Raw genomic sequence first — 14,700 nt, forward strand, 5'->3', positions numbered from 1 at the left:
CAATGGAGCCAACTGCTTGGTGAAACCAGCGCGGTAATGGGCACTGTTGGTAATGGCCTGCTGGGTAAAGTGATCCCGACGGAAAATACCACCGGTTCGGCAGTCGACGTTCAGCATGAGCTGGCGGGGCTGGTGGATCAGGGCGCGACTTTTTGCGCAATGGAAGTTTCCTCACACGGGCTGGTACAGCACCGTGTGGCGGCATTGAAATTTGCGGCGTCGGTCTTTACTAACTTAAGTCGCGATCACCTTGATTATCATGGTGATATGGAACACTACGAAGCGGCGAAATGGTTGCTTTACTCCGAACATCATTGCGGTCAGGCGATTGTCAACGCTGATGACGAAGTAGGCCGCCGCTGGCTGGCAAAATTGCCGGACGCGGTTGCCGTGTCGATGGAAGAAAATATCAATCCGAACTGTCATGGCCGCTGGTTGAAAGCGACTGGCGTGAACTATCACGACAGCGGTGCGACCATTCGCTTCACCTCAAGCTGGGGCGATGGGGAAATAGAAAGCCGCCTGATGGGCGCATTCAACGTTAGTAACCTGCTGCTGGCGCTGGCGACGCTGCTGGCGCTCGGTTACCCATTAGCTGACCTGCTGAAAACCGCCGCGCGTCTGCAACCGGTTTGCGGACGTATGGAAGTGTTCACTGCGCCAGGCAAACCGACGGTTGTTGTGGATTATGCTCACACTCCGGATGCGCTGGAAAAAGCCTTGCAGGCTGCGCGCCTGCACTGTGCGGGTAAGCTGTGGTGCGTCTTCGGCTGTGGCGGCGATCGCGATAAAGGCAAGCGCCCACTGATGGGGGCGATTGCTGAAGAGTTTGCCGACGTGGCGGTGGTAACGGATGACAACCCGCGTACTGAAGAGCCGCGTGCCATCATCAACGATATTCTGGCGGGGATGTTAGACGCCGGACATGCCAAAGTGATGGAAGGTCGCGCAGAAGCGGTAACGTGCGCCGTTATGCAGGCGAAAGAAAATGATGTCGTGTTGGTCGCGGGTAAAGGCCATGAAGATTACCAGATTGTCGGTAATCAGCGTCTGGACTACTCCGATCGCGTCACGGTGGCGCGTTTGCTGGGGGTAATCGCATGATTAGTGTAACCCTTAGCCAACTGGCGAATATTCTCAACGGCGAACTGAAAGGGGCTGATATCACCCTTGACGCCGTAACCACCGATACCCGTAAATTGACGCCTGGCTGTCTGTTCGTCGCCCTGAAAGGCGAACGTTTCGATGCCCATGATTTTGCCGACCAGGCGAAAGCTGGAGGGGCGGGCGCGCTGCTGGTTAGCCGTCCGCTGGATATCGACCTGCCACAGTTAATCGTTAACGATACGCGTCTGGCATTTGGTGAACTGGCAGCATGGGTTCGTCAGCAAGTTCCTGCTCGTGTGGTTGCCCTGACCGGTTCCTCCGGTAAAACCTCCGTGAAAGAGATGACCGCGGCGATTTTAAGTCAGTGTGGCAACACGCTTTATACGGCTGGCAATCTCAACAACGACATCGGCGTGCCAATGACGCTGCTGCGTTTAACGCCGGAATACGATTACGCGGTCATTGAGCTTGGCGCTAACCATCAGGGCGAAATTGCCTGGACTGTTAGCCTGACCCGTCCGGAAGCCGCACTGGTCAACAATCTGGCGGCTGCGCATCTGGAAGGTTTCGGCTCGCTTGCGGGTGTCGCGAAAGCGAAAGGCGAAATCTTTACCGGCCTGCCAGAAAACGGTATCGCTATCATGAATGCCGATAACAACGACTGGCTGAACTGGCAGAGTGTGATTGGCCCACGCAAAGTGTGGCGTTTTTCGCCAAATGCCGCCAACAGCGATTTTACCGCTACCAATATCCATGTGACTTCACATGGTACTGAATTTACGCTGCAAACCCCAACAGGTAGCGTCGATGTTCTGCTGCCGCTGCCGGGGCGTCACAATATCGCAAATGCGTTGGCTGCCGCGGCGCTCTCCATGTCCGTGGGTGCAACGCTTGATGCCATCAAAACGGGACTGGCAAATCTGCAAGCTGTTCCTGGTCGTCTGTTTCCCATTCAACTGGCGGAAAACCAGTTGCTGCTCGACGACTCCTACAACGCCAATGTTGGCTCAATGACCGCCGCAGTTCAGGTACTGGCTGAAATGCCGGGTTATCGCGTGCTGGTGGTTGGTGATATGGCTGAGCTGGGTGCTGAAAGTGATGCCTGTCATGTCCAGGTGGGGGAAGCGGCGAAGGCGGCTGGTATTGACCGCGTGTTAAGCGTGGGCAAGCAAAGCCATGCTATCAGCACCGCCAGCGGTGCTGGCGAACATTTTGCTGATAAATCCGCGTTGATTACGCGTCTTAAATCACTGATTGCAGAGCAACAGGTGATTACGATTTTAGTTAAGGGTTCACGTAGTGCTGCCATGGAAGAGGTAGTACGCGCTTTACAGGAGAATGGGACATGTTAGTTTGGCTGGCCGAACATTTGGTCAAATATTATTCCGGCTTTAACGTCTTTTCCTATCTGACGTTTCGCGCCATCGTCAGCCTGCTGACTGCGCTGTTCATCTCATTGTGGATGGGCCCGCGCATGATTGCTCATTTGCAAAAACTCTCCTTCGGGCAGGTTGTTCGTAACGATGGCCCTGAATCACACTTCAGTAAGCGCGGCACGCCGACCATGGGTGGGATCATGATCCTGACTGCGATTGTCGTCTCCGTGATCTTGTGGGCTTATCCCTCCAACCCGTATGTCTGGTGCGTACTGGTGGTGCTGGTCGGTTACGGCATTATTGGTTTTGTTGATGACTATCGCAAAGTCGTGCGCAAAGACACCAAAGGTTTGATCGCGCGCTGGAAGTATTTCTGGATGTCGGTGATTGCGTTGGGCGTTGCTTTCGCACTTTATCTTGCAGGAAAAGACACGCCAGCAACGCAACTGGTGGTGCCGTTCTTTAAAGATGTGATGCCGCAGTTAGGCTTGTTTTATATCCTGCTGGCGTATTTTGTGATTGTCGGTACGGGCAACGCGGTAAACCTGACCGATGGCCTCGACGGTCTGGCCATTATGCCGACCGTCTTTGTCGCAGGTGGTTTTGCACTGGTGGCCTGGGCTACCGGCAACATGAACTTTGCCAGCTACTTACATATACCGTATCTGCGACACGCCGGGGAGCTGGTTATCGTCTGCACCGCGATAGTCGGGGCAGGGCTGGGCTTCCTGTGGTTTAACACCTATCCCGCGCAGGTCTTTATGGGCGACGTTGGTTCGCTGGCGTTAGGTGGCGCGTTGGGCATTATCGCTGTGCTGCTGCGTCAGGAATTCCTGCTGGTGATTATGGGGGGCGTGTTTGTTGTCGAAACCCTGTCGGTTATTTTGCAGGTCGGCTCCTTTAAACTGCGCGGGCAACGTATTTTCCGCATGGCGCCGATCCATCACCACTATGAACTTAAAGGCTGGCCGGAACCGCGTGTCATCGTGCGTTTCTGGATTATTTCGCTGATGCTGGTCCTGATTGGTCTGGCAACGCTGAAGGTGCGTTAATCATGGCTGATTACCTGGGTAAAAATGTCGTCATTATCGGCCTGGGCCTCACCGGGCTTTCCTGCGTAGACTTTTTCCTTGCTCGCGGCGTGACGCCGCGCGTTATGGATACGCGTATGACACCGCCTGGCCTGGATAAATTACCCGAAACGGTAGAACGTCATACTGGCGGTCTTAATGATGAATGGCTGATGGCGGCAGATCTTATTGTCGCCAGCCCCGGCATTGCGCTGGCGCATCCATCCTTAAGCGCCGCTGCCGATGCCGGAATCGAAATCGTTGGTGATATCGAACTGTTCTGCCGCGAAGCGCAAGCGCCGATTGTGGCGATCACGGGTTCTAACGGCAAAAGTACGGTCACCACCTTAGTGGGCGAAATGGCGAAAGCAGCAGGTGTTAACGTTGGCGTAGGTGGCAACATTGGTCTGCCAGCGTTGATGTTACTTGATGATGAGTGCGAACTGTACGTGTTGGAACTGTCGAGCTTCCAACTGGAAACAACCTCCAGTTTACAGGCGGTGGCAGCGACCATTCTGAACGTAACTGAAGATCATATGGATCGTTATCCGTTTGGTTTGCAACAGTATCGTGCGGCAAAACTGCGCATTTACGAAAATGCGAAAGTTTGCGTGGTTAATGCCGATGATGCCTTAACGATGCCGATCCGCGGTGCGGATGAACGTTGCGTCAGCTTTGGCGTCAACATGGGTGACTATCACCTGAATCATCAGCAGGGCGAAACCTGGCTGCGGGTGAAAGGTGAGAAAGTGTTGAACGTGAAAGAGATGAAACTTTCAGGGCAACATAACTACACCAATGCGCTGGCGGCACTGGCGCTGGCGGATGCCGCAGGGTTACCGCGAGCCAGCAGCCTGACAGCGCTAACGACTTTTACCGGTCTGCCGCATCGCTTTGAAGTGGTGCTTGAGCACAATGGCGTACGCTGGATTAACGACTCGAAAGCTACCAACGTCGGCAGTACGGAAGCCGCGCTAAACGGCTTGCATGTTGACGGTACGCTGCACTTGTTGTTAGGCGGCGATGGCAAATCGGCGGATTTTAGTCCGCTGGCGCGCTATCTGAATGGCGATAACGTTCGTCTGTATTGCTTCGGTCGCGACGGTGCGCAGTTAGCGGCTTTACGCCCGGAAGTGGCTGAACAAACCGAAACCATGGAGCAGGCGATGCGTCTATTGGCTCCGCGCGTGCGACCGGGAGATATGGTTCTGCTCTCTCCGGCCTGTGCCAGCCTCGATCAGTTCAAGAACTTTGAACAACGGGGCAATGAATTTGCTCGTCTGGCGAAGGAGTTTGGTTGATGCGTTTATCTTTCCCTCGCCTGAAAATGCCGCGTCTGCCGGGATTCAGTATCCTGGTCTGGATCTCCACGGCGCTGAAGGGCTGGGTGATGGGCTCGCGGGAAAAAGATACCGACAGCCTGATCATGTACGATCGTACCTTGCTGTGGCTGACCTTCGGCCTCGCGGCGATTGGCTTTATCATGGTGACCTCGGCGTCAATGCCCATCGGGCAACGCTTAACCAACGATCCGTTCTTCTTCGCGAAGCGTGATGGTGTTTACCTGATCCTGGCGTTCATTCTGGCGATCATTACGCTGCGCCTGCCGATGGAGTTCTGGCAGCGCTACAGCGCCACAATGCTGCTCGGGTCAATCATCTTGCTGATGATCGTGCTGGTGGTGGGTAGCTCAGTTAAAGGGGCATCGCGTTGGATCGATCTCGGCCTGCTGCGTATTCAGCCTGCGGAACTGACTAAGCTGTCGCTGTTTTGCTATATCGCCAACTATCTGGTGCGTAAAGGTGACGAAGTGCGTAATAACTTGCGCGGCTTCCTGAAACCGATGGGGGTGATTCTGGTACTGGCAGTGTTGCTGCTGGCGCAGCCTGACCTCGGTACGGTGGTGGTGTTGTTTGTGACCACGCTGGCGATGCTGTTCCTGGCGGGGGCGAAATTATGGCAATTCATTGCCATTATCGGCATGGGGATTTCAGCGGTTGTGTTGCTGATCCTCGCTGAACCATACCGTATTCGCCGCGTTACCGCGTTCTGGAACCCGTGGGAAGACCCGTTCGGCAGCGGCTATCAGTTGACGCAATCATTGATGGCGTTTGGTCGTGGCGAATTGTGGGGGCAAGGTTTAGGTAACTCGGTACAAAAACTGGAGTATCTGCCGGAAGCGCATACTGACTTTATTTTCGCCATTATCGGAGAAGAACTGGGGTATATCGGTGTGGTGCTGGCGCTTTTAATGGTATTCTTCGTCGCTTTTCGTGCGATGTCGATTGGCCGTAAAGCGTTAGAAATTGACCACCGCTTTTCTGGTTTTCTCGCCTGTTCAATTGGCATCTGGTTTAGTTTCCAGGCGCTGGTTAACGTAGGCGCGGCGGCGGGGATGCTACCGACCAAAGGTTTGACATTGCCGCTGATCAGTTACGGTGGTTCGAGTTTACTGATTATGTCGACAGCCATCATGATGCTGTTGCGTATTGATTATGAAACGCGTCTGGAGAAAGCGCAGGCGTTTGCACGAGGTTCACGATGAGTGGTCAAGGGAAGCGATTAATGGTGATGGCTGGCGGTACTGGCGGACATGTGTTCCCCGGGCTGGCGGTTGCGCACCATTTAATGACCCAGGGGTGGCAAGTTCGCTGGCTGGGTACTGCCGATCGTATGGAAGCGGACTTAGTGCCGAAGCACGGTATTGAGATCGACTTTATTCGTATCTCCGGCCTGCGTGGTAAGGGGATCAAAGCATTACTCGTGGCTCCGCTGCGTATCTTTAACGCCTGGCGGCAGGCGCGGGCAATTATGAAAGCTTACAAGCCTGATGTGGTGCTCGGGATGGGCGGCTACGTTTCCGGGCCTGGTGGTCTGGCAGCATGGTCGTTAGGCATTCCGGTTGTACTTCACGAACAAAACGGCATTGCAGGCTTGACCAATAAATGGCTGGCGAAAATTGCCACCAAAGTGATGCAGGCGTTTCCAGGCGCTTTCCCCAATGCGGAAGTGGTTGGTAACCCGGTGCGTACCGATGTGCTGGCGCTGCCATTACCGCAGCAACGTTTGGCCGGGCGTGAAGGCCCGATTCGTGTGTTGGTGGTGGGCGGTTCGCAGGGCGCGCGTATTCTTAACCAGACAATGCCTCAGGTCGCAGCAAAGCTGGGCGATACGGTAACTATCTGGCATCAGAGTGGCAAAGGTTCGCAACAATCTGTTGAACAGGCTTATGCCGAAGCGGGGCAACCGCAGCATAAAGTGACAGAATTTATTGATGATATGGCGGCGGCCTATGCATGGGCGGATGTCGTTGTTTGCCGCTCCGGCGCGTTGACGGTGAGTGAAATCGCCGCGGCGGGGCTACCGGCATTGTTTGTGCCGTTTCAGCATAAAGACCGCCAGCAATACTGGAATGCGCTGCCGCTGGAAAAAGCGGGCGCAGCCAAAATTATCGAGCAACCGCAACTTACTGTGGACGCTGTCGCCAACACCCTGGCCGGGTGGTCGCGAGAAACCTTATTAACCATGGCAGAACGCGCCCGTGCTGCATCCATTCCGGATGCCACCGAGCGAGTGGCAAATGAAGTGAGCCGGGCTGCCCGGGCGTAATTGTGGCGATGCCTTTTGCATCGCATGAATTTGAGAAGTTAATGGCGTAAAGAATGAATACACAACAATTGGCAAAACTGCGTTCCATCGTGCCCGAAATGCGTCGCGTTCGGCACATACACTTTGTCGGCATCGGTGGTGCCGGTATGGGCGGTATTGCCGAAGTTCTGGCCAATGAAGGGTATCAGATCAGTGGTTCCGATTTAGCGCCAAATCCGGTCACGCAGCAGTTAATGAATCTGGGGGCGACGATTTACTTCAACCATCGCCCGGAAAACGTGCGTGACGCCAGCGTGGTCGTTGTTTCCAGCGCGATTTCTGCTGACAACCCAGAGATTGTTGCTGCCCATGAAGCGCGTATTCCGGTTATTCGTCGTGCGGAAATGCTGGCTGAGTTAATGCGTTTTCGTCATGGCATCGCCATTGCCGGGACACACGGTAAAACCACCACCACCGCGATGGTTTCCAGTATCTACGCAGAAGCGGGCCTCGACCCGACCTTCGTTAACGGTGGGTTGGTAAAAGCGGCGGGTGTTCATGCGCGTTTAGGTCACGGGCGTTACCTGATTGCCGAAGCGGATGAGAGCGACGCATCGTTCCTGCATCTGCAACCGATGGTGGCGATTGTCACCAATATCGAAGCCGATCACATGGATACCTACCAGGGTGACTTCGAGAATTTAAAACAGACTTTTATTAATTTTCTGCACAACCTGCCGTTTTACGGACGTGCGGTGATGTGTGTTGACGACCCGGTGATCCGTGAGTTGTTACCGCGCGTTGGCCGTCAGATTACCACTTATGGTTTCAGTGAAGATGCTGACGTTCGTGTGGAAGATTATCAGCAGATTGGCCCGCAGGGGCACTTTACGTTGCTGCGCCAGGACAAAGAGCCGATGCGCGTTACTCTGAATGCGCCAGGCCGTCATAATGCGCTGAACGCTGCCGCTGCGGTTGCGGTCGCCACGGAAGAGGGGATTGACGACGACGCTATTCTGCGTGCGCTGGAGAGCTTCCAGGGAACCGGTCGTCGCTTTGATTTCCTCGGTGAGTTTCCGCTGGAGCCGGTCAACGGTAAAAGCGGTACAGCAATGCTGGTCGATGACTACGGCCACCATCCGACAGAAGTGGATGCCACGATTAAAGCGGCGCGTGCTGGCTGGCCGGATAAAAACCTGGTGATGCTGTTTCAGCCGCACCGTTTCACCCGCACTCGTGATCTGTATGACGATTTTGCCAATGTCCTGACCCAGGTCGATACCTTATTGATGCTGGACGTTTATCCGGCTGGCGAAGCACCGATTCCGGGAGCGGACAGCCGTTCGTTGTGTCGTACAATTCGTGGACGTGGGAAAATTGATCCCATTCTGGTGCCTGATCCGGCGCAGGTAGCCGAGATGTTAGCACCGGTATTAACTGGTAACGACCTGATTCTTGTGCAGGGGGCGGGTAATATCGGAAAAATTGCTCGTTCTTTAGCTGAAATCAAACTGAAGCCGCAAACTCCGGAGGAAGAGCAACATGACTGATAAAATCGCGGTCCTGTTGGGCGGGAACTCCGCAGAGAGAGAAGTTTCTTTGAATTCTGGTGCTGCAGTGTTAGCCGGGCTGCGTGAAGGCAGTATCAACGCGCATCCTGTCGATCCGAAAGAAGTCGACGTGACGCAACTGAAGGCGATGGGCTTTCAGAAAGTATTTATCGCTCTGCACGGGCGCGGCGGTGAAGACGGCACATTGCAGGGCATGCTCGAGCTGATGGGGCTACCTTATACCGGCAGCGGGGTGATGGCATCTGCGCTTTCAATGGATAAACTACGCAGCAAATTGCTGTGGCAGGGAGCAGGTTTACCGGTAGCGCCGTGGGTGGCATTAACCCGCGCAGAATTTGAAAAAGGCCTTAGTGATAAGCAGTTAGCAGAAATTTCTGCCTTAGGTTTGCCGCTTATTGTCAAGCCGAGTCGCGAAGGTTCCAGCGTTGGAATGTCAAAAGTAGTAGCAGAAAATGCTCTACAAGATGCATTAAGATTGGCATTTCAGCACGATGAAGAAGTATTGATTGAAAAATGGCTAAGTGGGCCGGAGTTCACGGTTGCGATACTCGGTGAAGAAATTTTACCGTCAATACGTATTCAACCCGCCGGAACCTTCTATGATTATGAGGCAAAGTATCTCTCTGATGAGACACAGTATTTCTGCCCCGCAGGTCTGGAAGCGTCACAAGAGGCCAATTTGCAGGCATTAGTGCTGAAAGCATGGACGACTTTAGGCTGCAAAGGATGGGGGCGTATTGACGTCATGCTGGACAGTGATGGACAGTTTTATCTGCTGGAAGCCAATACCTCACCGGGTATGACCAGCCATAGTCTGGTGCCGATGGCGGCGCGTCAGGCGGGGTTAAGCTTCTCGCAGTTGGTAGTACGAATTCTGGAACTGGCGGACTAATATGTCGCAGGCTGCTCTGAACACGCGAAACAGCGAGGAAGAGATTTCTTCTCGCCGCAATAATGGAACACGTCTGGCGGGGATCCTTTTCCTGCTGACGGTTTTAACGACAGTGTTGGTGAGCGGCTGGGTCGTGTTGGGCTGGATGGAAGATGCGCAACGCCTGCCGCTCTCAAAGCTGGTGTTGACCGGTGAACGGCATTACACGCGTAATGACGATATCCGGCAGTCGATCCTGGCGTTGGGTGAGCCGGGTACTTTTATGACCCAGGATGTCAACATCATCCAGACGCAAATAGAACAACGCCTGCCGTGGATTAAGCAGGTGAGCGTCAGAAAGCAGTGGCCTGATGAATTGAAGATTCATCTGGTTGAATATGTGCCGATTGCGCGGTGGAATGATCAACATATGGTAGACGCCGAAGGAAATACCTTCAGCGTGCCACCAGATCGCACCAGCAAGCAGGTGCTCCCGATGTTGTATGGCCCGGAAGGCAGCGCAAATGAAGTGTTGCAGGGCTATCGCGAAATGGGGCAGATGCTGGCAAAGGACAGATTTACTCTGAAGGAAGCGGCGATGACCGCGCGGCGTTCCTGGCAGTTGACGCTGAATAACGATATTAAGCTCAACCTTGGCCGGGGCGATACGATGAAACGTTTGGCTCGCTTTGTAGAACTTTATCCGGTTTTACAGCAGCAGGCGCAAACCGATGGCAAACGGATTAGCTACGTTGATTTGCGTTATGACTCTGGTGCGGCAGTAGGCTGGGCGCCCTTGCCGCCAGAGGAATCTACTCAGCAACAAAATCAGGCACAGGCAGAACAACAATGATCAAGGCGACGGACAGAAAACTGGTAGTAGGACTGGAGATTGGTACCGCGAAGGTTGCCGCTTTAGTAGGGGAAGTTCTGCCCGACGGTATGGTCAATATCATTGGTGTGGGCAGTTGCCCGTCACGTGGTATGGATAAAGGCGGGGTTAACGACCTCGAATCCGTGGTCAAATGCGTACAACGCGCTATTGACCAGGCAGAATTGATGGCAGATTGTCAGATCTCTTCAGTATATCTGGCGCTTTCTGGTAAGCACATCAGTTGTCAGAATGAAATAGGTATGGTGCCCATTTCTGAAGAAGAAGTGACGCAAGAAGATGTGGAAAACGTCGTCCATACCGCGAAATCGGTGCGCGTGCGTGATGAACATCGTGTGTTGCACGTGATCCCGCAAGAGTACGCGATTGACTATCAGGAAGGGATCAAGAACCCGGTGGGGCTTTCCGGCGTGCGAATGCAGGCAAAAGTGCACCTGATCACATGTCACAATGATATGGCGAAAAACATTGTTAAAGCGGTTGAACGTTGTGGCCTGAAAGTTGACCAACTGATATTTGCCGGACTGGCATCAAGTTATTCGGTATTGACGGAAGACGAACGTGAATTGGGAGTCTGCGTCGTCGATATCGGTGGTGGTACAATGGATATCGCCGTTTATACCGGTGGGGCATTGCGCCACACCAAGGTAATTCCTTATGCTGGCAATGTGGTGACCAGTGATATCGCCTATGCCTTTGGCACGCCGCCAAGCGACGCCGAAGCGATTAAAGTTCGCCATGGCTGCGCGTTAGGCTCCATCGTTGGTAAAGATGAGAGTGTGGAAGTGCCGAGCGTAGGTGGGCGACCACCGCGTAGTCTGCAACGTCAGACGCTGGCGGAGGTGATTGAGCCACGGTATACCGAGCTGCTCAATCTGGTCAACGAAGAGATATTGCAGTTGCAGGAAAAGCTTCGCCAACAAGGTGTGAAACATCACCTGGCGGCGGGCATTGTATTAACCGGTGGCGCGGCGCAGATCGAAGGTCTTGCCGCCTGCGCTCAGCGAGTGTTTCATACGCAGGTGCGTATTGGCGCGCCGCTGAATATCACTGGTTTAACTGATTATGCTCAGGAGCCGTATTACTCGACGGCTGTGGGATTGCTTCACTACGGGAAAGAGTCACATCTTAACGGTGAAGCGGAAGTAGAAAAACGTGTTACAGCATCAGTTGGCTCGTGGATCAAGCGACTCAATAGTTGGCTGCGAAAAGAGTTTTAATTTTTATGAGGTCGACGGTGATTACGGCCTCAGGCGACAGGCACATATCGGAGAGAAACTATGTTTGAACCAATGGAACTTACCAACGACGCGGTGATTAAAGTCATCGGCGTCGGCGGCGGCGGCGGTAATGCTGTTGAGCACATGGTGCGTGAGCGCATTGAAGGTGTTGAATTCTTCGCGGTAAATACCGATGCACAGGCGCTGCGTAAAACAGCGGTTGGGCAGACGATTCAGATCGGTAGTGGTATAACCAAAGGACTGGGAGCTGGCGCTAATCCAGAAGTTGGCCGTAATGCGGCTGATGAGGATCGCGATGCACTGCGTGCGGCGCTGGAAGGTGCAGACATGGTATTTATTGCAGCAGGTATGGGGGGCGGTACTGGTACAGGTGCTGCGCCGGTCGTTGCTGAAGTTGCAAAAGATTTGGGGATCCTGACCGTTGCTGTCGTGACTAAGCCTTTCAACTTTGAAGGCAAGAAGCGTATGGCCTTCGCGGAGCAGGGGATCACTGAATTGTCCAAGCATGTGGACTCACTGATTACCATCCCGAACGATAAACTGCTGAAGGTGCTCGGTCGCGGTATTTCCCTGCTTGATGCGTTTGGCGCAGCGAATGATGTGCTGAAAGGTGCTGTTCAGGGTATCGCTGAACTGATTACTCGTCCGGGTCTGATGAACGTCGACTTTGCAGACGTTCGTACCGTGATGTCTGAAATGGGCTACGCGATGATGGGTTCTGGTGTGGCAAGCGGCGAAGACCGTGCGGAAGAAGCGGCTGAAATGGCTATCTCTTCTCCGCTGCTGGAAGACATCGACCTGTCTGGCGCGCGCGGCGTGCTGGTTAACATCACGGCGGGCTTCGACCTGCGTCTGGATGAATTCGAAACCGTAGGTAACACCATCCGTGCATTTGCTTCGGATAACGCGACTGTGGTTATCGGTACATCTCTTGACCCGGATATGAACGATGAACTGCGTGTAACCGTGGTTGCAACAGGCATCGGCATGGACAAACGTCCTGAAATCACTCTCGTGACCAATAAACAAGTTCAGCAGCCGGTGATGGATCGTTACCAACAGCACGGTATGGCACCGCTGACTCAGGAACAGAAACCGGTCGCTAAAGTGGTGAACGACAATACGCCGCAAACCGCGAAAGAACCTGATTATCTGGATATCCCTGCATTCTTGCGTAAGCAAGCTGACTAAGAATAAGCTGGAATTTGGGTTACGAGGCTCTTTGTGCTAAACTGGCCTGCCGAATGTATAGTACACTTCGGTTGGATAGATAATTTGGCGAGATAATACGATGATCAAACAAAGGACACTTAAACGTATCGTTCAGGCGACGGGTGTCGGTTTACATACCGGCAAGAAAGTCACCCTGACGTTACGCCCTGCGCCGGCCAACACCGGGGTCATCTATCGTCGCACCGACTTGAATCCACCGGTAGATTTCCCGGCCGATGCCAAATCTGTGCGTGATACCATGCTCTGTACGTGTCTGGTCAACGAGCATGATGTACGGATTTCAACCGTTGAGCACTTGAACGCTGCGCTCGCGGGCTTAGGCATCGATAACATCGTTATCGAAGTTAACGCACCGGAAATCCCGATTATGGACGGCAGCGCTGCTCCGTTTGTTTACCTGCTGCTTGATGCTGGTATCGACGAACTCAACTGCGCCAAGAAATTTGTTCGCATCAAAGAGACTGTTCGTGTCGAAGATGGCGATAAGTGGGCTGAATTTAAGCCATATAATGGTTTTTCGCTGGATTTCACCATCGATTTCAACCATCCGGCTATCGATTCCAGCAATCAACGCTATGCGATGAACTTCTCTGCTGATGCGTTTATGCGTCAGATCAGCCGTGCGCGTACATTCGGTTTCATGCGCGATATTGAATATCTGCAGTCTCGTGGTTTGTGCCTGGGCGGCAGCTTCGATTGTGCCATCGTTGTTGACGATTATCGCGTACTGAACGAAGACGGTTTGCGTTTTGAAGACGAATTTGTGCGTCACAAAATGCTTGACGCGATCGGTGACTTGTTCATGTGTGGTCACAATATTATTGGTGCATTTACCGCCTATAAATCCGGTCATGCACTGAATAACAAACTGTTGCAGGCTGTCCTGGCAAAACAGGAAGCCTGGGAATATGTGACCTTCCAGGACGACGCAGAACTGCCGTTGGCCTTCAAAGCGCCTTCGACGGTACTGGCATAACGACATTTATACTGTCGTATAAAATTCGACTGGCAAATCTGGCACTCTCTCCGGCCAGGTGAACCAGTCGTTTTTTTTGAGTTGTTATCAGGGCCGTAAGAAACGGTGCGAACGCTGTTTTCTTAAGCACTTTTACGCACAACTTATCTTCATTCCTGCTGTGGACTTCGGCCTTTAATGATAAGATTTGTGCGCTAAAAACGTTTGAATACGATTGGGATGGCAATAACGTGAGTGGAATACTGACGCGCTGGCGACAGTTTGGTAAACGCTACTTCTGGCCGCATCTCTTATTAGGGATGGTCGCGGCGAGTTTAGGTTTGCCTGCGCTCAGCAACGCCGCCGAACCAAATGCGCCCGCAAAAGCGACAACCCGCAACCACGAGCCTTCCGCCAAAGTTAACTTTAGTCAGTTGGCCTTGTTGGAAGCGAATACGCGCCGCCCAAACTCGAACTATTCCGTTGATTACTGGCATCAACACGCAATTCGCACGGTAATCCGTCATCTTTCCTTCGCAATGGCACCGCAAACGCTGCCCGTTGCTGAAGAGTCTTTACCGTTTCAGGCGCAACATCTTGCTTTACTGGATACGCTCAGCGCGCTGCTGACCCAGGAAGGCACGCCGCCTGAAAATGGTTATCGCATTGATTATGCGCATTTTACTCCGCAAGCAGCATTCAGCACGCCCGTCTGGATCAGCCAGGCGCAAGGTATCCGTGCTGGCCCTCAACGCCTTAGCTAATAACGACAAAACCTTTATTTCATTTTATTAAC

The 14,700-nt window shown here is 53.3% G+C and carries 13 protein-coding genes; all 13 read left to right on the plus strand.

The features are described from left to right. Window positions 1-1,104: UDP-N-acetylmuramoyl-L-alanyl-D-glutamate--2,6-diaminopimelate ligase (murE, locus tag A9587_RS11845; RefSeq protein WP_105224678.1), on the plus strand; the 1,104-nt coding region annotated here is incomplete at its 5' end. Continuing rightward, on the plus strand, window positions 1,101-2,459 hold the full coding sequence (murF, locus tag A9587_RS11850; protein WP_105263357.1) for a UDP-N-acetylmuramoyl-tripeptide--D-alanyl-D-alanine ligase: 1,359 nt from the start codon (window positions 1,101-1,103) through the stop codon (window positions 2,457-2,459). The genes murE and murF, both read left to right, overlap by 4 nt. Further along, window positions 2,453-3,535 (plus strand): phospho-N-acetylmuramoyl-pentapeptide-transferase, encoded by a 1,083-nt coding sequence (mraY, locus tag A9587_RS11855; protein ID WP_000964135.1) that lies wholly within the window; start codon window positions 2,453-2,455, stop codon window positions 3,533-3,535. The genes murF and mraY overlap by 7 nt, the downstream gene beginning before the upstream one ends. Window positions 3,536-3,537: 2 nt before the next feature. Continuing rightward, window positions 3,538-4,854, plus strand: a complete 1,317-nt coding sequence (gene murD / locus A9587_RS11860; protein WP_000796427.1) for a UDP-N-acetylmuramoyl-L-alanine--D-glutamate ligase — start codon at window positions 3,538-3,540, stop codon at window positions 4,852-4,854. Continuing rightward, a complete protein-coding gene (gene ftsW / locus A9587_RS11865) occupies window positions 4,854-6,098 on the plus strand; it encodes a cell division protein FtsW (protein ID WP_001517743.1) in 1,245 nt (414 codons plus the stop codon). Before murD ends, ftsW begins: the two co-directional genes overlap by 1 nt. Beyond that, window positions 6,095-7,162, plus strand: a complete 1,068-nt coding sequence (gene murG, locus A9587_RS11870) for an undecaprenyldiphospho-muramoylpentapeptide beta-N-acetylglucosaminyltransferase (protein ID WP_000016580.1) — start codon at window positions 6,095-6,097, stop codon at window positions 7,160-7,162. The genes ftsW and murG overlap by 4 nt, the downstream gene beginning before the upstream one ends. Before the next feature lie 53 nt (window positions 7,163-7,215). Then, window positions 7,216-8,691, plus strand: a complete 1,476-nt coding sequence (gene murC / locus A9587_RS11875; RefSeq protein WP_001096039.1) for a UDP-N-acetylmuramate--L-alanine ligase — start codon at window positions 7,216-7,218, stop codon at window positions 8,689-8,691. Next, window positions 8,684-9,604 carry a D-alanine--D-alanine ligase gene (gene ddlB / locus A9587_RS11880; RefSeq protein ID WP_000130029.1) on the plus strand — a complete coding sequence of 307 codons (921 nt, stop codon included), beginning with the start codon at window positions 8,684-8,686 and terminating at the stop codon, window positions 9,602-9,604. Before murC ends, ddlB begins: the two co-directional genes overlap by 8 nt. A gap of 1 nt (window position 9,605) precedes the next feature. Next, window positions 9,606-10,436, plus strand: coding sequence for a cell division protein FtsQ (ftsQ, locus tag A9587_RS11885; protein WP_000075732.1), 831 nt, complete (start codon window positions 9,606-9,608; stop codon window positions 10,434-10,436). Further along, window positions 10,433-11,695, plus strand: coding sequence for a cell division protein FtsA (ftsA, locus tag A9587_RS11890; RefSeq protein ID WP_000588474.1), 1,263 nt, complete (start codon window positions 10,433-10,435; stop codon window positions 11,693-11,695). The genes ftsQ and ftsA overlap by 4 nt, the downstream gene beginning before the upstream one ends. Before the next feature lie 60 nt (window positions 11,696-11,755). Next, the gene (gene ftsZ / locus A9587_RS11895; protein WP_000462777.1) at window positions 11,756-12,907 is read left to right on the plus strand and encodes a cell division protein FtsZ; all 1,152 of its coding nucleotides are present in this window, start codon (window positions 11,756-11,758) and stop codon (window positions 12,905-12,907) included. 100 nt (window positions 12,908-13,007) lie between these two features. Then, window positions 13,008-13,925, plus strand: coding sequence for a UDP-3-O-acyl-N-acetylglucosamine deacetylase (gene lpxC, locus A9587_RS11900; RefSeq protein ID WP_000595484.1), 918 nt, complete (start codon window positions 13,008-13,010; stop codon window positions 13,923-13,925). A 230-nt stretch (window positions 13,926-14,155) separates the two neighbouring features. Further along, window positions 14,156-14,668, plus strand: coding sequence for a secA translation cis-regulator SecM (gene secM, locus A9587_RS11905; RefSeq protein ID WP_000014327.1), 513 nt, complete (start codon window positions 14,156-14,158; stop codon window positions 14,666-14,668). The last annotated feature ends 32 nt before the right edge of the window (window positions 14,669-14,700 follow it).

This window comes from Escherichia sp. MOD1-EC6162 (assembly GCF_002965125.1).
In the GTDB taxonomy this organism is placed as follows: Bacteria; Pseudomonadota; Gammaproteobacteria; order Enterobacterales; family Enterobacteriaceae; genus Escherichia; species Escherichia marmotae.

Excerpts from the sequence above, each read along its gene's own strand:
- mraY (WP_000964135.1), top strand. The coding sequence starts at position 2,453 with ATGTTAGTTTGGCTGGCCGAACATTTGGTCAAATATTATTCCGGCTTT.
- murG (WP_000016580.1), top strand. The coding sequence starts at position 6,095 with ATGAGTGGTCAAGGGAAGCGATTAATGGTGATGGCTGGCGGTACTGGC.
- ddlB (WP_000130029.1), top strand. The coding sequence starts at position 8,684 with ATGACTGATAAAATCGCGGTCCTGTTGGGCGGGAACTCCGCAGAGAGA.
- ftsA (WP_000588474.1), top strand. The coding sequence starts at position 10,433 with ATGATCAAGGCGACGGACAGAAAACTGGTAGTAGGACTGGAGATTGGT.
- murC (WP_001096039.1), top strand. The coding sequence starts at position 7,216 with ATGAATACACAACAATTGGCAAAACTGCGTTCCATCGTGCCCGAAATG.
- ftsZ (WP_000462777.1), top strand. The coding sequence starts at position 11,756 with ATGTTTGAACCAATGGAACTTACCAACGACGCGGTGATTAAAGTCATC.
- murD (WP_000796427.1), top strand. The coding sequence starts at position 3,538 with ATGGCTGATTACCTGGGTAAAAATGTCGTCATTATCGGCCTGGGCCTC.
- ftsW (WP_001517743.1), top strand. The coding sequence starts at position 4,854 with ATGCGTTTATCTTTCCCTCGCCTGAAAATGCCGCGTCTGCCGGGATTC.
- lpxC (WP_000595484.1), top strand. The coding sequence starts at position 13,008 with ATGATCAAACAAAGGACACTTAAACGTATCGTTCAGGCGACGGGTGTC.
- ftsQ (WP_000075732.1), top strand. The coding sequence starts at position 9,606 with ATGTCGCAGGCTGCTCTGAACACGCGAAACAGCGAGGAAGAGATTTCT.
- murF (WP_105263357.1), top strand. The coding sequence starts at position 1,101 with ATGATTAGTGTAACCCTTAGCCAACTGGCGAATATTCTCAACGGCGAA.